An 18,930-nucleotide genomic window follows, 5' to 3' on the forward strand; every position below is an offset into this window, starting at 1 on the left:
CGCGCCACGTGTTCCTGATTCTCTCGAAGGTGCTGGACCTCTTCCTGGCACCGCTCACCTGGGCGTTGCTGCTCCTGCTCGTCAGCGGCCTTGTTCGCCGCGGGCCCCGGCTCTCCCGAGGGCTCGCCGCCGCGGGACTGCTGGTGCTCTACCTCTTCTCCACCGAGGCGGTGTCCACGCTCCTGACGTACGCGGCGGAGTCGGGCGCACAGGACACGTCCGTGCCGGGCGTGACGTACGACGCTGTCATCGTCCTGGGCGGAGGGTTGGACCCTTCCGCCACGGAGCGCTCGGGCCGCATCGAGTTCAACGCCGCATCGGAGCGCGTGCTGAAGGGCTTCGAACTCGTGCGCGAGGGGCGTGCGAGTCACGTCTTCATCTCGGGAGGCTCGTTGGACCCGCGTCCCCAGGCGGTGGTGGAGGCGGACGTGCTGTCGCGCCTGCTCCAGGAATGGGGCGTGCCCTCGGAGCGCATCGTCACCGAGGGCAGGAGCCGGAACACGCGGGAGAACGCGCTGGAGTCCGAGCGCATCATCCGCGAGCGGGGCTGGAAGCGGCTGCTCCTGGTGACGAGCGCGGCGCACATGCCTCGCGCCGCGGGCTGCTTCGCCGCGGTGGGCCTGCGGCCGGACACGCTGCCGGTGGACGCGCGGATGCCGGCCACGCGCCCGGGGCGATTGAGCTGGGTGCCTCGGGCGTCCTCCTTGTCGCAGAGCACGGACGTGCTGCGCGAACTGGCGGGGCGAATCGTGTATCGGCTGCGAGGGTGGACGACGCCGTGACGGTGGCGTCGTCGTCCCGAGGGCTCAGCTCGCCGCGCGGTGCAGGGGCAGGTCTTCCACGGGCGCGGTGCGCAGGACGGCGTCCTCTCGCAGCCAGGCCAGCGTCGTCAGCCGGTCCTCGTCGAGGATGCGCTGGGTGGTGATGCGGTCCGGGTAGCAGCGCATGAACATGTTCGTGAAGTGCGAGCCGTAGTGGATGTACTCGTCGGGCCCGGGCGTCGTCAGGGGGCGGACGCACGCCTCGAAGTGGGGCTCGTGGAAGTAGGCCATCGCGAAGCGCTCGCGCGTGTTGAGCGCCACCTTGTGCGGCGTCGACAGGAGATATCCCCGCGTGAGGAACTGGAGGATGTCGCCCGGGAACACCGTCAGGACATCGGGCACGGGCTTCACGAAGGTCCACGGCTCGTCGTGCTCGTACATGCCCGCGGAGCTCTCACCCGGCAGCCAGTTGCGGCGGCGCTTCTCTCCCTCGACGGGCGGGCGGATGTAGAGCCCGCCCACGTCGTCCTGCGCGGCGATGACCAGCAGCCCGTAGTCGGTGTGCGCGCCGATGCCGCGCGTCGCCGTGGTGGAGCGGGCAGGGAAGCGCAGCACGCGCATGTGGTGCCAGCCATCCCGCGTCAGCGCCGTGAGGGCGCCCACCTCCAGGCCCAGGCCCAGCGCGACCAGTCGCAACAGGCGCTCTCCCGTGGAGCCGAGCTCGTCGGTGTGCTCCTTCATGTCGCGGCGGTACGTCTCGTCCGGCCACGGCGCGGGGCCATGGCAGGGCCAGCGTGCCTGCACGCGCGCATCCGTGAGGGGCACGTCCTTGCAGACGGTGAAGATCTCCGAGTAGTCCGCCTCGCCCGCCGTCAGCTCCTCGCCGGAGGCGACGTAGCCGCTGTACGTCGAATCACTCACGCACCGGGCCTTGTCCTCCAGGGGTTGGCGGAAGAAGCGGCGGCTCGACTCGAAGGCGCGTTGGGTCTTCTCCAACTGGGCCTCACTCATCCGGAGCTGGAAGATGCCGTCGCGTCGCCAGGCTCGAATCATGGTGAGCCCGAGCGCGACGTCGGACTCGCTTCCACTCACGGATTGCGGCAATTGAAACGTCACCAAATCGGCCATGGGAACTCCCGCGTGGGGGTGGTGGGGAGCTCTCCCGGGCCGGGTTTGTCTCGTCGGAGATGAAGGGGTGCTCCGCCGGCGCGCGAGTGGAGCAATCCCTCGCGTTCATTGCCAGACACGGGGCGAAATGCACCCAGGTTTCAAGCAGTCGGATTGTCTGAAACTGGATGCGAGGGCGCGCGAATTCCAGCCAGGGCTATTTCAGCGCAGGTGCGGGTCTGCGCGCGTCCGGGGCGAGCGCGCTTCCGCCCAGGCGGGTGATGCGGCCTTCGGGCTTCGCGCGCGGCGCGGGCTTGCCTGACTTGAACGCGTCCGCGAGCACGTCCAGCGGCGAGCGTCCGTCCTTCAGCGCGGGCGTGGTGGGCTGGCCCTTGAGCACGTCGTAGCCATCCTTGCCGCTGGTGAGAAAGCTCAGCGTGGCGAGCCGGTACGTGGCCTCGGCGTCCAGCGGCTTGCCGTGGACCTTCACGTCCACCACGCGCGCTCCGGCGGGCTTGCGCGGGTCGAACGTGAAGCGCATGCCGGAGACCTGGAGGAAGCGGCCCGGCCTCGAGTCCTCGCGAGCCAGGCTGACGCCATTCTCCAGGGCCGCGCGCAGCGTGGCGCCTCGGAGCTCCACCACCACGAGCTCGTCCGTGTAGGGCATCAGCGAGTGCAAATCCCGGCGCGTCATGACACCCGCGGGCAGCACGGTGTCCGCGCGCAGCGCGCCCCCGTTGACGACGGCCACGTCCGCGCCCGCGGCCTCGCGGAAGGCGTCCGCGACGAATGAGCCCAGGTTCGTCTCCCGCGTGCGCACCTGCGTGCTGCGCGCGTCCAGGGCCACCGGCGTGCGGCCCACGGGCTCCGCCAGCCGGGCGAATAGCGGCCCGTAGGCCTTCATCGCCTCGTTGAACTCCGCGTCCTCCGGCACCTTCTTCGTGACGGGAATCCGCGTCCAGGACACCTTGCGCACCGTGCCCGTCGCGGGGTCCACGTCCAGCGAGAGCCGGCCCAGCTCCACCGCCTCCGCGGGCACCTTGAAGATGGGCGTGCCCGTGGTGCGGTCCGCCGCGCCCACGTGGTCATGCCCGCCCAGAATCACGTCCACCTTCACGCACTTCGCCAGCTGCCGGTCCTGCTCCAGCGGCAGGTGCGTCAGCCCCACGACGACCTTGGCCCCGGCCTCGCGCAGCTTCGCCACCGCGTCCTTCGCCGCCGCGCAGATGTCGCCAAACTGGGTGTCCGGCCCCGCCTTCGTCGAGGTCTTCGTCTCGGTCAGCACCACGCCGAACAGGCCCACGGGGATGCCCCCCAGTTCGCGGACCTCGTAGGCCTTCACGCCCTCGAACAGCGCGCCCGTCTTCGCGTCCGTCACGTTGGCGCCCAGCCACGGGAAGCGCGACTGGCGGATGCGCTCGCGAAGCACGTCGTCGCCGAAGTCGAACTCGTGGTTGCCCAGCACCGCGACATCCAGGCCCAGCGCGTTCCACGCATCCACCATGTGCCGACCCTTGAGCTGCTTGCCGTCCACGTCGAGCAGCGACTCCACCGACGGTGACAGCGTGTCGCCTCCCAGCAGCGTCAGCACATGCGGAGCAGGGGACTCCTTCAGCACCTGCTTGCGCAGCGTGGCCACCCGCGCCAGCCCTCCCCGGTCGCCATGCTCCTGGGGCTGCACCTGGTACACGTCCGCCAGGTGGAGGAATGTCAGTCGTGTCGTGCCCTTGGGGGCCGCGGGGACGGCGGCCCGCGAGTGGCTCGGAGTCAGTGCCAGGAACAGCGCGAGCGGCAGGAGCAGGGCCCCACGTCGGGCCAGCGCTGTCGAGGTCGTCATCGCGAGTCGTTCTCCAGGGGCGCCCGCACGGCGCCGGGGCTCGCGGAAGTAGCGCACTCACGAGGCGAAGGCGAGCACCCCCGCCTTCAAGCCCCGTCTTGATTCGACGTCATCCCTGGAAAACGTGAAACGCTGCTGCGGCGTGTCATGACCGAAAGTTACAGGAATCACACGTAGGCGGTTTGCTCGCACTTCACTGCGGTTGCTAGGACCCGCCTTGACCACAAGAGGAGGTTGTCACCATGCGACACAACGTGTTGAGCGCGTTGCTGCTGGCCGGTTTGTTCGGCTGCGGCGAGGCCGCGCTCGAGAAGCAACAGGGCTCCGGTCAGGAGACAGCGCAGGTCGTCCAGCAGCTCACGTCATCGACGCGACCGGGCATGGGAGCCACTGTCTATTCGGGTGGTACGACGTTCCGCACCTGGGCGCCGCTGGCCAGTCGCGTCTTCGTGGCGGGCGACTTCAGCAGTTGGGGTTGGGTGGAGCTGGGCAACGAGTTCAACGGCAACTTCTCCGCCGACGTCGCGGGCGCGGTGAAGGGGCAGAAGTACAAGTTCGTGACACGCAACCAGTGGGGCAGCGACGCGTGGCGCGCGGACCCGCGCTCGGCGTGGCAGGAGAACTCCACGGGCGCCAGCATCATCTATGACCACGGCGAGTACTGGTGGAACGCGCAGCAGTTCAGCACGCCGGCCTTCAACGACATGGTCATCTACGAGATGCACGTGGGCACGTTCCACGACTCTCCGGGCTTCGGGCCGGGCAACTGGAACAGCGCCATCGCCAAGCTCGACTACCTGCGAGACTTGGGCGTCAACATGGTGAAGGTGATGCCGGCGTATGAGTTCGCCGGGGACTTCTCCTGGGGCTACAACGCGGCCTTCCCGTTCGCGCCGGAGAGCGCGTACGGCTCGCCCAACGACATGAAGCACTTCGTGGACGAGGCGCACTACCGGGGCATCGGCGTCATCTTCGACGTGGTGCACAACCACTACGGGCCCAGTGACCTGCCCATGTGGTGCTTCAGCGGCGACTGCCTGGGCAACGGCGGCGAGTACTTCTTCACCGACAACCGCAAGGTGACGCCGTGGGGCGACACGCGTCCGGACTACGGCCGTCCCGAGGTGCGTGCGTACATCCGCGACTCGATGATGAACCTGCTGGACAACTTCCGCGCGGATGGTCTGCGCTGGGACGCCACGAAGTACATGCGCACGATTGACGGCTCGGGTGACATCCCGTCGGCGTGGCAGGTGTTCCGTTCCATCAACCGCGAAATCAACGCGAACAAGCCCTGGAAGATTTCCATCGCCGAGGACTTCGGCGGCGGTGACTCCATCACCAACGATGCGACGAGCGACTTCGCGGGCGGCGCGGGCTTCGACGCGCAGTGGACGGCGGAGTTCGTGCACCCCCTGCGCACGGCGGCCATCGAGCAGAACGACGCCAACCGGAACATGCTCGCGGTGCGTGACGCGATTACCCAGCGCTTCAGCGGCCGCTCTCACGCGCGCGTCATCTACACGGAGAGCCACGACGAGGTGGCCAACGGCCATGCGCGCGTGCCGGAGGAGATCTGGCCGGGCAACGCGGGGAGCTGGGCGGCGAAGAAGCGCTCCACGCTCGTCGCGGGGATTACGTTCACCTCGCCGGGCATCCCGATGATGTTCCAGGGGCAGGAGTTCCTGGAGGATGGCTACTTCGCGGACGGCGACCCGCTGGACTGGGGCAAGCTGACCCCCTACGGCGGCATCAAGACGCTGTACCGCGACCTCATCCGCCTGCGCCGCAACTGGAACAACAACACGCGCGGCCTGCGCGGTGGCAACGTCAACGTCCACCACGTCAACAACACCAACAAGGTGCTCGCGTATCACCGCTGGGACAGCGGTGGCGGTGGGGATGACGTCGTCATCGTCGCCAACTTCAGCGGCACCTCCTACTCCAGCTACAACATCGGCTTCCCCCGGGCGGGGACGTGGTACCTGCGTTTCAACAGCGACTGGAATGGGTACTCGTCCGACTTCGGCAACACCCCGTCGGCGAACACCTCCACGAACAGCGGCGCCAAGGACGGCATGGCCCAAAACGCGAACTTCGCCATTGGCCCGTACTCGCTGCTCATCTTCTCGCAGTAACGGGTGACTGGGACGTGGGCGCCCGTTGCCTCACCGGGCGGGCGCCCGGTCCTCAGACGGTGTAGCGACGGCCTTGTTGCAGCGGCTCGATGACGCTGGCCGCGGTGTCGAAGTCGTCGGGGTAGTGGATGAGGCGCATTCGGGCGCGCAGCCCCTCCGGCAGGGCGGCGAGCTTCTCGTAGGGCGTGTGCACGCCGTAGTTCGTCTCGTGGATGACCAGGTCTGCGCGTGACAGCCAGTCGATGAGGCCCTCGTCGAAGGCGGTGTCCGCGCTGTAGCCCAGGCACCGGCCTCCCGCGTGGATGCGCAGCGCGGTGGTGGGCACGTGGTGGTACGTCATCCGGGCTTCAATGAGGAAGGGCCCGTGCCGCACGGCCGACTCGGTGGAGAGCGGCGTGTGCTCGAAGTAGTCCTCGAAGTGCTTCGGGTTGGGAGGCTCTCCCCGCTTCTCGATGAGGCACTCCATGCCCGCGGCCAGGTGTCCTTCCCAGAGCCGTTCGGCGACGTCCGGATGGGTGAGCAGCTCCAGCTTCTTCTTGAGCACGAAGAAGGAGAAGTAGCCCAGGCCCTCCAGGCCGGAGGCGTGGTCCGCGTGCAGGTGCGTGAGGGCCACGGCGCTGACGCGGTCCACGTCGAGCGGGACACCGGAGGACAGGGACGCCTCGCGCATCATCTTCCGGATGGGGTGCGGACAGTCCACGAGGAGGACCTGGTCCTCCGCCTCCACCGCCAGACAGGAGGAATAGTAGAGGGCGGAGAAGGCGTCACCGACGCCCAGGGGAGTGAAGGACAGGCTCATGGCTGGCTCCGGAGGGACGGGTCGAGTCGCTCGCGCAGCTTCGCCGCGACCGAGGGAGGACAGAAGGCCGAAACGTCCTCGCCCCGGGCGACGCGCTGCTTGAGGCCGCTGCTGCTCACCTCGGCGAGGTGGGCCTCGGCGGGGAGGAAGAGGGTGGAGATTTCGGGGGCGAGCGCGCGGTTGTTCTGGGCGAGCTCCGTTTCGAATTGCGCATCGGTGGCCCCTCGCACGCCGCGCAGGAGCACGCTTGCGCCGATGGCCCGCGCGTAGTCGACGATGAGGCCTTGCGTCCACGCCACCGTGACGTTGGGGTGCATGGCCACGGCCTCGCGCACCAGCGCCATGCGCTCGTCCTGGGAGAGCAGGGTGTTCTTGGCGGGGTTGATGGCCACCACGACGACGACGTGGCCGAACAATCGCGCGGCCTGTCGCACGACGGACAGGTGTCCCGCCGTGACGGGGTCGAAGCTGCCTGCATAGACGGCGATGGTCACGACGACACCTCGGGTGTCCCGGGCATTGGCTCCCGGGACGGATGGAAGGCGAGTGCCACGTAGAGCGTGCCCGCGAGGCAGAGCAGCGCGGACAGGGCGAAGTGTCCGGGGTAGCCCAGGGCCTGCGCGCTGAAGCCGCTGACGGCCGCCGCCGCGCCGGTGGCGAGCACCACCAGCGAGGCCTGCACGGTGTAGTCGGTGGCGGCGTGCTCGGGCCTGCATGCGTCCATCATCGCGGTGAAGACGGTGGCGGTGGCCATGCCGCTGGCCACGTGCTCCACGGCGCACACGGCGGTGAGCCAGGGCAGCGACGAGGGGAAGCTGGCGACGAGCGCGTACAGCAGCACCGCCGTGGCCTGGATGACGCCGAAGAGCAGCAGCGCCCTGCGCCGTCCGAGCTTCACCACGAGGCTGCCGCCGATGAGCGCGCCCAGGAGCCCCGCCGTGAAGCCCACGCCTCCCAGCAGCCACGCGATGTCCGTCAGTGTCAGGCCCCGGTCCACCAGGAAGGTGCGCAGCATGCCCGTGGCCAGCGCCTCGCCCGCCTTGTAGACGACGAGGAGGACGAGCCACGTCGCGGCGCCCGGGCGTCGCCACCACCATTCGAGGCCCAGGCTCGCGCGGGGGGCGGGCTCGGTGGGCGGCTCGCGGTAGAGGGCCACGGGCACGGTGGCGACGAGCAACGTCAGGCCGAGGGCCAGGAGCGTGGGGCGCCAGCCCGCCTTGTCGAACACGGCGAGCATGACGCCGCCGCCCAGAATCATGCCCACGCGATAGGCGGCCACCTGGATGCCGTTGCCCCAGCCGCGCTCGGAGGGCGAAAGCAGCGTCACCGCGAGCCCATCGGTCGCCACGTCCTGCGTCGCCGCGAGCAGGTTGACGCCGAGCACCGCCGCGAGCAGCAGGCGCGTGTCCACCGTGGAGTCGGGCAGGGCGAGCGACAGCAACAGGCCCGCGCTGAGGCACTGCAACGGGAGGATGTAGCCGCGCCGCAGGCCCCACCGCGCGGAGCCATGCCGGTCCATGAAGGGGGCCCAGAGGAACTTCAGGGCCCATGGCAGCGCGAGCAGATGGGCCAGGCCGATGGCCGGAAGCGACAGACCCTGGTGGCGCAGCAGCACGGGGAGCGCCTGCGTGAAGAAGCCGAACGGCAGGCCCTGCGAGAGATAGAGGCTCGAGAGGAGGCCCAGCTTCGTGGAGGTCTTCATGCGCCCTCCCTCGCCGCAGAGGTATCCAGGAGGCCCGCGGCCATGTGCTTCACGGTGCTCGCGGCGGAGCCCGCCGGCACCAGTCCGGGCGAGCTGGCCGAGAGGACGAAGTAGCCCTGCACCGCCGCGAAGAGACCCGCCGCCAGCGCCCGCGCCTTGCGCTTTCCCACCAGCATCGCCACCAGCGCCTCGAGCTGCTCCAGGTCCGCGCGCACCACCTGCTCGTAGGCGGCGCGGACCTCCGGCTGACGAATCGCCTCCGCGCTGATGGTGACCCAGCCCGCCACCGCGCTCGTGTCCGAGTCCGCGCCCGTCGCGAGGAAGGCATCCAGGAAGGCGTCGATACGGCCGCGCGCATCGTCGGCTCCAAGCCGCTCGAAGCGCTTCGCCACCCGCTCCCGCGCGCGCGCCGCGAGCTGCTGCACCAGCACGAGCAGAATCTCCTGCTTGTCGCTGAAGTGGTAGTGCACCAGCCCCGGACTCAGGCCCGCCGCCTTCGCGATTTCGTTGACGGAGGCCCGCTCATAGCCGCGCTCCGACATGACCCGCAGCAGGCCCGAGACGATTTGCTGTCGGCGCTCCTCGGTGTTGGACGGACGGGGCATGATGGCCTTGTTTATTGGTTGTGTAACCAACTTATAAACAGGCGGAGTCGTGGTGTCAATCGCTCCTGGGGCGGCGGGGGGGGGAGGTCAGCCCCGGGGGCCGAGGTCCGGGTGGGCCGTGCTGACGGCGGTCCTCCGTCCCGAGACGAGGGCCTCGATTCCGACGGCGACGAGCCCCGGTACCTCCAGCGTGGGCAGGTGGCTGACGGCGGGCAGCTTCATGACGTGGAACCACGGATGGGTGGCGGCGAAGGCCACCTGGGTCTCCAGGTAGTCGTGCGTGTCCGGCTGCGAGTACAGGTGCAGCGTCGGCGTCGCGGGGCTCAGTCCGGCGAGTGCGCGAAGCGGTGAGCCCTCCCGCGAGTAGGCGGCGGCGATTTCGCGCGCGGCCCGGGCCCACATCTCCTCGGAGAACTCGAGCATGTCCTCATGGACGGCGCGCAGGACGTCCTTGTTCTCCACGCCCCGGGTCCACTGCTGGAACAGCTCGTCGCGCGTGCGTCCCCAGCGCTCCGACATCAGGCCCCGAAGCGTCGCCAGGAAGGGCGGGGGCGGCTCGGTGACAATCCAGTCCAGCACCACGAGCTGGGGGATTCGCTCCGCGCCCAGCTCGCGCCGCAGCTCCAGCGCCAGGAAACCCGCATGGGAGATGGCCACCGGCACCACCTGCCGCGCGCCGCTGGCGTCAATCACGGCGAGCAGGTCCTCGAGCACGGTGTCGCTGTCGAAGTCTTCGTCACCGTGTTCGGATTCTCCGTGGCCGCGCAGGTCCACGCAGAGCACCCGGTGTCGCTCCGCACAGAGGGTGACGAGAGGACTGAAGATGTCGCGGCGGGTGCACCAGCCGGGAATGAAGAGCAGCGTGAGCGCTCCCTGGCCGACGTCGTCGTAGCGGATGCGGGCACCACCGGTGGAGCGCACCTCGGGCATGTCTCCCCCTGTCGAACGAGGCTTCTTTCCTCAGGTGGACATGCGCCGGAAGCACGGCAGCAGGCGGGCGGGGAAGGGATGGAGGCCCGGGTCGCTCGGACTTGCCGGGGCGTCCCGTCAGAACGTCAGCAGCGCCGTCACCTTGTCGCGCCCCAGGCGCTGGGGACCCTCGAGGAAGTCGAGGCTGATGAGGAAGCTGAAGCCCACCAGCTCTCCGCCCAGTCGCTTCACCAGCTTCGCGGTGGCCTCCGCCGTGCCACCGGTGGCGAGCACGTCATCCACCACCAGCACGCGCTCGCCCTGGAGGATGGCGTCCTCGTGCATCTCCACGCCATCCGCGCCGTACTCCAACGAGTAGCGCTCCACGATGGAGCGGTGGGGCAGCTTGCCCGGCTTGCGCGCGGGGACGAAGCCCGAGCCCAGCGCGAGGGCGATGGGCGCGCCGAGGAGGAAGCCGCGGGCCTCCACGCCGACGACCTTGGTGATGTGCTGGCCCCGGAACGGCGCGGCCATGGCGTTGATGACCCGGCCGAACAGGCGCGGGTCCGCGAGCACGGGGGTGATGTCCTTGAAGACGATGCCCGGCTTGGGGAAGTCCGGCACGTCGCGCAGGCGGGCATTCAGGTCGGCGACGAGGGTGGTGTCGGTGATGCTCGCGGCGGGCAGGCTCATTCGAAGACCTCCGGGTTGACGCAGTGGGGTGGCCGCCGTCCCTCCAGCGCGGCCAGCAGGTTGTCCACCGCCATGGAGGCCATGCGCCCCCGCGTGGCATGTGACGCGCTGGCGATGTGCGGCGCCAGCAGGACGTTGGGCAGGGTCATCAGTGGGCTGTCCGGGGGAAGGGGCTCGGGCTGCGTCACGTCCAGGGCCGCGCCTCCCAGCCTTCCCTCGCGAAGGGCCTCGACGAGGGCGTCCTGGTCGATGACTCCGCCTCGCGCCGTGTTGACGAGCAGCGCCCCCGGCTTCATCGCGGCCAGCTCCGCGCGTCCCACCCAGTGCTTCGTCGCGGGAGTCAACGGGACATGCAGGGTGAGGATGTCCGCTTCGGCCAGGAGCGTGGCCTTGTCCACCTGGCGGGCGCCCGTCTGGGCCTCCAGCGCCGGTTTCGGCTCGCGGCTGACGTACAGGATGCGCATCCCGAAGCCCCGGGCCCGCCGGGCCACCGCCGAGCCGATGGCCCCCGGGCCGACGATACCCAGGGTGGCGCCGTACACATCCGTCCCCAGGAGGAGGGTGGGGCTCCAGGTCTTCCACTTGCCCGCCCGGACGAAGGCGTCCGCCTCCGCCACGCGCCGGGCCAGCCCCAGAATCAGGGCGAAGGCGAAGTCCGCGGAGGTCTCCGTGAGGGCGCCTGGGGTATTTCCCACCGCCACGCGCCGCCCGGTGCAGGCGGGAACGTCGATATTGTCGTAGCCCACGGCCACGTTGCTGACCGCCCGGAGGTTCGGGGCGCAGTCAAGCAGGCGAGCGTCCACACGGTCCGTCAGCAAGGTGACGAGCCCCTCGCAGAGGGCCGCCTGGGCCATCAAGGTGTCACGGGAAGGTGGCAGTTCCTCCTCCCAGACGGACAGGTCCACGAGCCTGCTCAGTCGGCCGAGGGCCTCTCCAGGGAGCTGGCGGGTCACGAAGACACGGGGGCGGACGGTCCGGGCCATGGCGAGCGTTGATGGTCTCATAGCCTGATGTCGGTGGCTGCTTCCGCTGGCCGACTCATCCACATTTCCCGCGAGCGGGAGCCCTCTTGCTGTGCTAGTGGCAGGGGTTCCCCGGCGCTTAGGAGCCAGGGGCCTGTGCCAGCCGTGCAATCCACCGCCGACATCCGAGACGCCCTCCCTCCTCAGGACACCCAGTGGCTCAGGGCCCTGAAGGCTGAAGTCCAACCCACCATCTTCAAGAAGGGCCGAGAAGTGGCGGAGTCCCGCCGCGTCTTCGGGCTCCAACGTGAAGGGGACCACATCCGCGCGCAGGTCGCCTCCTCCACGGGCGAGCGCTATGAAGTCGTGCTCGCGCTCGGAGACGGTCGAGCCACGTCCACCTGCACGTGTCAGTCGTGGAACGTCGATGGTCCCCACTGCAAGCATGTGGTGGCCGCCGCGCTCATCTATGCCGCGCGTTTCCGGCCGCCTCCCCGGCCCCAGCCGGTGGTCGCCGCGCCTGTCGAACCCACCGCGCCCAACGGCAACAACGAGGTGGTGGACAACGAGGTCCCCGTGGAGCCGGAAGGCCCCGTGGTGGACGCCGTCAACCTGCCCGCGCTCGCGAAGGTGGAGAGCTGGCTGGGCCTGTCCTCGCAGCCGGACTATGAGTTCTTCTACCGGCTGACGGCGGCGAACACGAACTCGGGCAGTCGCCAGTGGGTCGTGGACGTGCGCCGGCAGGACGCGCAGACCAAGGGGCCCATCCACGTCAAGCGGACCCTCCAGACGGGGGGACGCATCTCCCCCGCCGACGAGCGCGTCTTCATGGCGTTGTCGCGCCACGAGCATCGCTACGACTCGCGCATCGTCCTGTCGGACGAGGAGTTGAGCGAGGCGATGGACCTGCTGCGCCAGCGGCGGGTCATCTACCGGGGCACGGCGCTCATCAACACGGAAGTGCCCATCCGTCCGCAGATTCGCCTGGAGTCCCGGCCGGACGGCGCCACGGCGCGCATCGAGCTGCTCTTCCCGGACGGGCTGAGCTACTCGCTCAAGGACGTCATCATCCTGTCGGGCCGGCGCACCTGGGTCATCCAGGCGCAGAACCTCCACCCGGTGGAGCCCGACTTCCCGCCCCGGCTGCTGCGCAAGTGGCTGCTGGAGCCCAGCATGTCCTTCCCCTCGGGACAGTTGGACCGGGTGCTGACGTTCTTCGCCGCGCACCTGCCGCGCTTCCGCATGTCGTTGAAGGCGGACGACATCGAGGTGGACGAGGCGGTGGAGCCGCACTTCGTGCTGACGCTCGAGGGCACTCCGGAGCGCGTGAAGGCGCAGTTGGCCGCGCGTTACGGGCAGACGACGGCGCCGGTGTCTCCCACGGCCACGCACCTGGGCTACGCCAGTGGCGTGGGTGGGGACAGCCGCAAGCTGTACCGTCGTCGCGAGGACCTGGAGCGAGCCGCGGGCAAGCTGCTGTTGGACCAGGGCCTGCGCTTCGAGCCGCAGGCGCAGGTGTTCGACGCGACGGGCGACGTGGCGCTGGAGTTCTGGGCGCGCGGGCTCGCCTCGCTGCCGGCGGAGTGGGAGCGCTTCGGAGTGCAGGCGCCCAAGGTGAGGCTGCGCCCGAAGCTCAAGCCGCGCATCCGCGTGGGCATGAGCGGCGTGCAGTGGTTCGACCTGGACGCCGAGTTCGTCACGGACGACCAGGCGGTGGACCTGGGCGCGGTGCGCATGTGGCTGGACTCCGGCCGCAAGTTCGTGCCGCTGAAGGACGGCTCGTTCGCTGAAGCGGACCCGGCCGAAATCAAGCGCGTGGCGGACCTGCTGGAAGAGGCGGGTGCGCTGCCGGGCCGGTCCCGCACGCGGCTGCCGTTGCACCAGGCGGTGGCGTTGGACCTGCTCGCGGACCTGGGTGAGTTCACCGAGGTGGAGGCGAAGGCCCGGCAGGCGATGCTGGAGCTGCGCGAGACGGCGGGCGTGCCGAAGGTCGCGGTGCCCGACGGGCTCCACGCCACGCTCCGGCACTACCAGGAGGCGGGCCTGTCCTGGCTCTGGTTCCTGCGCCGCCATGGCCTGTCCGGAATCCTCGCGGACGACATGGGCTTGGGCAAGACGGTGCAGTCGCTCAGCCTCCTGCAGAAGATGGCGAACGAAGAGGGGCGCAAGCCGTCGCTCGTCGTGGCGCCCACCAGCGTGCTCGCCAACTGGGAGCGCGAGGCGGAGCGTTTCACCCCGGGCCTCAAGGCCATGGTGTGGCACGGGCAGGACCGCAAGGAGCGCGCCGAGGACCTGAAGGGCATGGACCTGGTGCTCACGTCCTACGCGCTGGTGCGAAGAGACCTGGATCAGCTGTCCCAGGTGGGCTTCCGCTTCGTGATTCTGGACGAGGCGCAGAACATCAAGAACGCGGACAGCGCCACGGCGCAGGCGTGCAAGTCGCTTCCGAGCGACACGCGACTGGCGCTCACGGGTACGCCGCTGGAGAACCGGCTGTCGGAGCTGTGGAGCATCTTCGACTTCCTCATGCCGGGCTTCCTCGGCAGCGCGGACAGCTTCAGCGACAGGTACGAGCAGCCCATCCAGGTGGCGAACGACGCCTCCGCGAGGGACAGGCTGCGCCGGCGCATCCAGCCCTTCATCCTGCGTCGCCTGAAGACGGAGGTGGCCAAGGACCTGCCGCCGAAGACGGAGAGCGTCGCCTGGTGCGAGATGGAGCCCGGTCAGGCCGCCCTCTATCGCGAGGTGATGGAGGAGAGCCGCCGCAAGGTCAGCGAGAGCATCGAGAAGGTCGGCTTCAAGCGCAGCCGCGTGTCGATTCTCGCCGCGCTCATGCGGCTGCGGCAGGTGTGTTGTGATCCGCGCCTGCTCAAGATGCCCCCGGGCACGTTGTTGCCGCCCAGCGCGAAGGTCGAGCGCTTCATGGAGCTGGTGGAGGACCTGGTGGCGGAAGGCCACCGGGCCCTGGTGTTCAGCCAGTTCACGGAGATGCTGGAGCTGCTCAAGCAGGAGGCGGACAAGAAGGGCCTGCGCTACCTCTACCTGGACGGTCGCACCAAGGACCGCATGGGCAAGGTGGACGAGTACAACCGCCCGGACGGACCGCCCCTGTTCTTCATCTCCTTGAAGGCGGGTGGCACCGGCCTCAACCTCACCGCGGCCGACTACGTCATCCACTTCGACCCGTGGTGGAACCCGGCCGTGGAAGACCAGGCCACGGACCGTACGCACCGCATCGGTCAGACGCGCGCCGTCATCAGCTACAAGCTGATTACCCGCGGCACGGTGGAGGAGAAGATTCTCTCCCTCCAGCGTCGCAAGCGAGACCTCGCCGCCGGAGTGCTCGGTGGAGAGGGTGACGAGATGGCGAGGACCCTCACCGAGCAGGACATCCAGGAGCTCTTCACCGAGAGCCAGTCCTGAGACGGAGGGGAGGGTTGGGGTTCCAACGGAACTCCGCCCTCCCCCCGCCCGCCATCCGTGCGGCTGACCAGAACGCCTGTGCAGTGTCAGTGGGACCTGCTAGGGTGTTCAGTGCCAGGGCCGTCGTACGGACATTGGAGGGCGCGCGTGCTGCTGGGTCTGCGGATTTCGAACGTGGCGGTGATCGAGGAGGTGGAGGTGGCGTTCGGAGCCGGCCTCACCGTCCTCACGGGTGAGACAGGTGCGGGCAAGTCCATCCTCGTGGATTCATTGGGCTTGCTGCTGGGAGGCAGGGCGGACGCGGATGTCATCCGCGCCGGCTGCGAGGAGGCGTCCGTGGAGGGCGTCTTCGCACGCACGCCGGTGCTGGGCGCGCGCCTGGAGGAGCTGGGCCTTCCAGACTTGGGCGAGGAGGTGCTGGTGCGTCGCGTGTTGGGGCGCACCGGAAGGGGCAAGGTCTACGTCAACGGCGCCCTCGTCACGGTGGGGGTGCTGGCCAAGCTGACGCGGGGGGCGGTGGACCTCGCGGGGCAGCACGAGCACGTCAGCCTCTTCGACTCGGGCCTGCACCGGGTGCTCCTCGACAGGTACGGGGAGGTGGAGGTGGCGCTGGCGTCCTACTTCGGGGAGTACTCCGCGCTGCGGGAGGTGGACGCGCGCATGGAGGCCCTGGGTGGGGACGAGGCGAAGGTGCGGGAGCGCGCGGAGTTCCTGCGCTTCCAGCTCGACGAAATCGCGCGCATCGACCCGGAGTCGGGCGAGGACGTGAAGCTGGACGTCGAGCGCAAGCGCCTGTCGAGCGCGGAGAAGCTCAAGCGCCTCGGGGCGGAAGCGGAGCTCCTCGTGGCGGGGGAAGAGGCCTCGGCGCTGGAGACGGTGGGCCGCGCCCTGGGGCTGGTGCACGACGCGGTGAAGTTCGACGCGACGCTGTCGCCGGTGGCGCAGTCGCTGAGCACGGCCCTGTCGGAGCTGGAGGAGGCGCAGCGGCGGCTCAACCGGTACGTGGAGGGGCTGGAGTCGGACCCGACGCGGCTGGCGGACGTGGACGAGCGGCTGGATGGCCTCAAGCGGCTGTGCCGCAAGCACGGCGCCACGCTGGACGGCGTGCTGAAGAAGCGCGGCGAAATCGAGGCGGAGCTGGGCACGCTGGAGAACCGCCAGGAAGTGCTCGAGGAGCTGGCCACGGAGCGGCGAAAGGTGGAGGAGCGCGCGCGCAAGGCGGCCCGGGGGCTGTCGAAGGCCCGGACGACGAGCGCGGTGGAGTTCTCCGCGCAGGTGCGCGAGGGCCTGGGGCACCTGGCCATGGGCAAGGCGGCCTTCGAGGTGCGCGTGACGCCCGGGGAAACGCTGCGTCCGGATGGCGCGGACGAGGTGGAGTTCTTCTTCAGCGCGAACCCCGGAGAGCCGGCGCGGCCCCTGGCGAAGGTGGCCTCGGGTGGTGAGGCGAGCCGGTTGCTGTTGGCCCTGAAGCGGGCCCTGGCGGGCAGCGACGCGTGTGGCTGCTACGTGCTGGACGAGGCCGACGCGGGCGTCAGCGGCGCGATTGCGGACGTGGTGGGGCGGATGATCAAGGAGGTGAGCGGTCACCGTCAGGTGCTCTGCATCACCCATCTGCCCCAGGTGGCGGCCTACGCGGACGCCCATCTGCTCATCCGCAAGGCGGTGAAGGCGGAGCGAACCGTCTCCCAGGTGACTGTTCTGGCGGCGGGCGCGGACCGCACGCGGGAGCTGGCCCGGATGATGTCCGGCGTGGAGGTGACGCGGGAGGCGCTGGGGGCGGCGGAGGCCCTGGTGCGCTCGGCCCACCGTTCCCTGGGGGCACCGAGGACCCGGCGGGAGTCCGGACCCGAGGGAGGACCCCGTGGCCGCCTCCGAAGATTGGCTTGACGCGCTGCAAGGTCATCCGTGTCCTTGCCCCATCGGTGGGTCTCACATAGCATCATTGGTGTGTCCAACACCGCAGGGCTGACCGCGGCCTCCCGCCTCAAAGTCGTTTCCGCTGGCCTGACGGACGTCGGGCGGAAGCGCAACCACAACGAGGACAGTTTCCTCATCGACGATGAGCTGCAGCTCTACGTCGTGGCGGATGGAATGGGCGGCCATGCCGGCGGCGGTACCGCGTCGCGCATCGCCGTCGAGACCATCGACAAGGAGCTCCGGCGGGCTCGGGAGGGAAAGGACAATCCGTTCCTGTCCGTGCCCAACCTCCAGGACTCACCGATACCGGAGGCCCTGCGCACGGCCGTGGAGAAGGCGTGTCTCGCCATCTACACGGCGGCGCAGGAAGACCCACGGCTGTCCGGCATGGGCACCACGGTGATTTCCCTCGTGGTGCGCGATGAGCACGCCTTCTTCGCCCACGTGGGTGACAGCCGCGCGTACCTCATCCGGGGCGACCTCATCCAGCAGATCTCCGAGGACCACTCGCTGGTCAACGAGCAGATCAAGGCGGGGATGATTACGCCGGAGGAGGCCAAGCACTCCCGCTACAAGAACATCATCACCCGCTCCGTGGGCTTCGAAGAGGAAGTCCAGGTGGACGTGATGGGGCTCGTCTCCGAGCCCGGCGACGTGTTCCTGCTGTGTTCGGACGGCCTGGCCAACATGCTCGAGGACCGCGAAATCCACGAGGTCGTGGCCCAGGCGCAGAGCTTCGAGGACGTGCCCAAGCGTCTCGTCGACTTCGCCAACGAGCGCGGCGGCGACGACAACATCACCGTCATCGTGGTGCGGGTCGCCCCCTGAGGCACCCGGCCCCGTGGCCGACAAACACCTCGTCAGGTCACTGTTGACCTTGACACTCTTGGAAACTGAATGGTAGCTGCCCAAACGTTTCCAACCCTGGCAGACGTCGCCGGGAGACGAAGCAGGCGGGGTGTGGCGGTGGGGGGAGGTGTTGGGCGACACGGAGCGACTTAGCTTCTGGCGCCGGATGTCCCACGCAAGCAGGGAGCTGTCCCGTGGCGAAAAAGTCCTTCACGTTGATGGTGATCCCGGACCATGACGCGCCGGTGAAGCGGTACACCATCCAACGCTCGTTCCTGATGCAGGTGGGGATGGGGTTGATGCTGGTGGTGGGACTGAGCGCGGGTGCGAGCATCCACTACTTCCAGGTGGCGGCGGACGCCTCCGAGAACCGCATCCTCCGCGAGGAGAACCTGACGCTGCGCTCGCAGCTCAAGTCGGTGCGGGAGCGAATCGAGCACATCGGCTCCACGTTGGACCGGGTGGAGCGGTTCGACCAGAAGCTCCGGGCAATGACGCTGCTGTCGGACCCGCAGCGCAACCTGGCCATGGGCCCCACGGAGCCGGAAGCGGGCACCCAGGTGCCGACGACGGACACCCAGTTCACCCAGCTGACCACCACCGAGACGCCCAAGCTGCTGATGGGCCGGTTGGACAAGCTGAGCGCGGAGGCCACCCGTCAGGAGCAGAGCCTCCAGGAGCTGCAGGCGTACTTCCAGGACCAGAAGTCGCTGCTCGCCTCCACGCCGTCCGTCTGGCCCGCGCGTGGCTGGGTGACGAGCGACTTTGGCCAGCGAGTGGACCCGTACACCGCCGACCGCGTCATGCACGCGGGTCTCGACATCGCCGCGCCCCATGGCAAGGAAGTCTTCTCGCCGTCGGACGGCACGGTGGTGTTCGCGGGCCTGGAGGGTGGCTACGGCAACGTCATCGTCGTGGACCACGGCTACGGCATCAAGACGCGCTACGGCCACCTGGCGAAGATGCTGGTGAAGGCGGGAGACCGCGTGAAGCGCGGCTCGCTCATCGCCGCGGTCGGCAACACGGGCCGCTCCACCGGACCGCACCTGCACTACGAGGTCCGCGTCAACGGCATCCCCCAGAACCCGCGCAAGTTCATCCTCGAGGAGTAGTCCTCGGAGTGCGCGGTGCCTCCCGGGCCTGGCTCGGGAGGGTGGTTGCAGGCGCGGGACCCAGGGACGTCGGGCCTTCTGGCTCGCCCCTGGGACGCAAAGCCCCCCCTGGCCTT

Annotated in this window: 15 protein-coding genes; 6 read left to right on the forward strand and 9 right to left on the reverse strand. The window is 69.2% G+C overall.

All coding sequences use genetic code 11. From position 1 onward, the window contains the following. Window positions 1-8: 8 nt before the first annotated feature. Window positions 9-782 (forward strand): YdcF family protein, encoded by a 774-nt coding sequence (locus HUA75_RS04250; protein WP_174453319.1) that lies wholly within the window; start codon window positions 9-11, stop codon window positions 780-782. 24 nt (window positions 783-806) lie between these two features. On the opposite strand, the gene HUA75_RS04255 is transcribed toward HUA75_RS04250, so the two are convergent. Further along, window positions 807-1,889, reverse strand: coding sequence for an isopenicillin N synthase family oxygenase (locus HUA75_RS04255; RefSeq protein WP_174485597.1), 1,083 nt, complete (start codon window positions 1,887-1,889; stop codon window positions 807-809). A 196-nt stretch (window positions 1,890-2,085) separates the two neighbouring features. Further along, entirely contained in the window at window positions 2,086-3,705 is a 1,620-nt protein-coding gene (locus tag HUA75_RS04260) for a bifunctional UDP-sugar hydrolase/5'-nucleotidase (RefSeq protein ID WP_174485598.1), read from the reverse strand. Window positions 3,706-3,947: 242 nt separating this feature from the next. Between HUA75_RS04260 and HUA75_RS04265 the strand changes: the two genes are divergently transcribed. Next, entirely contained in the window at window positions 3,948-5,843 is a 1,896-nt protein-coding gene (locus tag HUA75_RS04265) for an alpha-amylase family glycosyl hydrolase (RefSeq protein WP_174453322.1), read from the forward strand. Window positions 5,844-5,895: 52 nt separating this feature from the next. Here HUA75_RS04265 and HUA75_RS04270 read toward each other — a convergent pair whose 3' ends face one another. The 7 genes from HUA75_RS04270 to HUA75_RS04300 all read right to left on the reverse strand — a co-directional run bounded on the left by HUA75_RS04270 (window position 5,896) and on the right by HUA75_RS04300 (window position 11,534). Next, complete coding sequence (locus HUA75_RS04270) at window positions 5,896-6,642, reverse strand: MBL fold metallo-hydrolase (protein ID WP_174485599.1); 747 nt, start codon at window positions 6,640-6,642, stop codon at window positions 5,896-5,898. Then, entirely contained in the window at window positions 6,639-7,136 is a 498-nt protein-coding gene (coaD, locus tag HUA75_RS04275; RefSeq protein ID WP_141641062.1) for a pantetheine-phosphate adenylyltransferase, read from the reverse strand. Before coaD ends, HUA75_RS04270 begins: the two co-directional genes overlap by 4 nt. Then, window positions 7,133-8,344: an MFS transporter gene (locus HUA75_RS04280; RefSeq protein ID WP_174485600.1), complete on the reverse strand. Its 1,212-nt coding sequence runs from the start codon at window positions 8,342-8,344 to the stop codon at window positions 7,133-7,135. Before HUA75_RS04280 ends, coaD begins: the two co-directional genes overlap by 4 nt. Next, entirely contained in the window at window positions 8,341-8,949 is a 609-nt protein-coding gene (locus HUA75_RS04285; protein ID WP_174485601.1) for a TetR/AcrR family transcriptional regulator, read from the reverse strand. Before HUA75_RS04285 ends, HUA75_RS04280 begins: the two co-directional genes overlap by 4 nt. An 87-nt stretch (window positions 8,950-9,036) precedes the next feature. Next, window positions 9,037-9,879: an alpha/beta fold hydrolase gene (locus tag HUA75_RS04290; protein WP_174485602.1), complete on the reverse strand. Its 843-nt coding sequence runs from the start codon at window positions 9,877-9,879 to the stop codon at window positions 9,037-9,039. Between the two features lie 117 nt (window positions 9,880-9,996). Next, the gene (locus HUA75_RS04295; protein WP_174485603.1) at window positions 9,997-10,551 is read right to left on the reverse strand and encodes an adenine phosphoribosyltransferase; all 555 of its coding nucleotides are present in this window, start codon (window positions 10,549-10,551) and stop codon (window positions 9,997-9,999) included. Further along, window positions 10,548-11,534, reverse strand: a complete 987-nt coding sequence (locus tag HUA75_RS04300) for a D-glycerate dehydrogenase (protein ID WP_174485604.1) — start codon at window positions 11,532-11,534, stop codon at window positions 10,548-10,550. Before HUA75_RS04300 ends, HUA75_RS04295 begins: the two co-directional genes overlap by 4 nt. Window positions 11,535-11,669: 135 nt before the next feature. Between HUA75_RS04300 and HUA75_RS04305 the strand changes: the two genes are divergently transcribed. The 4 genes from HUA75_RS04305 to HUA75_RS04320 all read left to right on the forward strand — a co-directional run bounded on the left by HUA75_RS04305 (window position 11,670) and on the right by HUA75_RS04320 (window position 18,814). Then, window positions 11,670-14,936 (forward strand): SNF2-related protein, encoded by a 3,267-nt coding sequence (locus tag HUA75_RS04305; RefSeq protein ID WP_246136977.1) that lies wholly within the window; start codon window positions 11,670-11,672, stop codon window positions 14,934-14,936. 147 nt (window positions 14,937-15,083) lie between these two features. After that, the gene (recN, locus tag HUA75_RS04310) at window positions 15,084-16,823 is read left to right on the forward strand and encodes a DNA repair protein RecN (protein WP_174485605.1); all 1,740 of its coding nucleotides are present in this window, start codon (window positions 15,084-15,086) and stop codon (window positions 16,821-16,823) included. Window positions 16,824-16,883: 60 nt separating this feature from the next. After that, complete coding sequence (locus tag HUA75_RS04315) at window positions 16,884-17,681, forward strand: Stp1/IreP family PP2C-type Ser/Thr phosphatase (protein ID WP_141641069.1); 798 nt, start codon at window positions 16,884-16,886, stop codon at window positions 17,679-17,681. A 215-nt stretch (window positions 17,682-17,896) separates the two neighbouring features. After that, complete coding sequence (locus HUA75_RS04320) at window positions 17,897-18,814, forward strand: M23 family metallopeptidase (RefSeq protein WP_141641070.1); 918 nt, start codon at window positions 17,897-17,899, stop codon at window positions 18,812-18,814. Window positions 18,815-18,930 lie beyond the last annotated feature (116 nt).

Source organism: Myxococcus sp. CA040A, from assembly GCF_013336725.1.
In the GTDB taxonomy this organism is placed as follows: Bacteria; Myxococcota; Myxococcia; order Myxococcales; family Myxococcaceae; genus Myxococcus; species Myxococcus llanfairpwllgwyngyllgogerychwyrndrobwllllantysiliogogogochensis.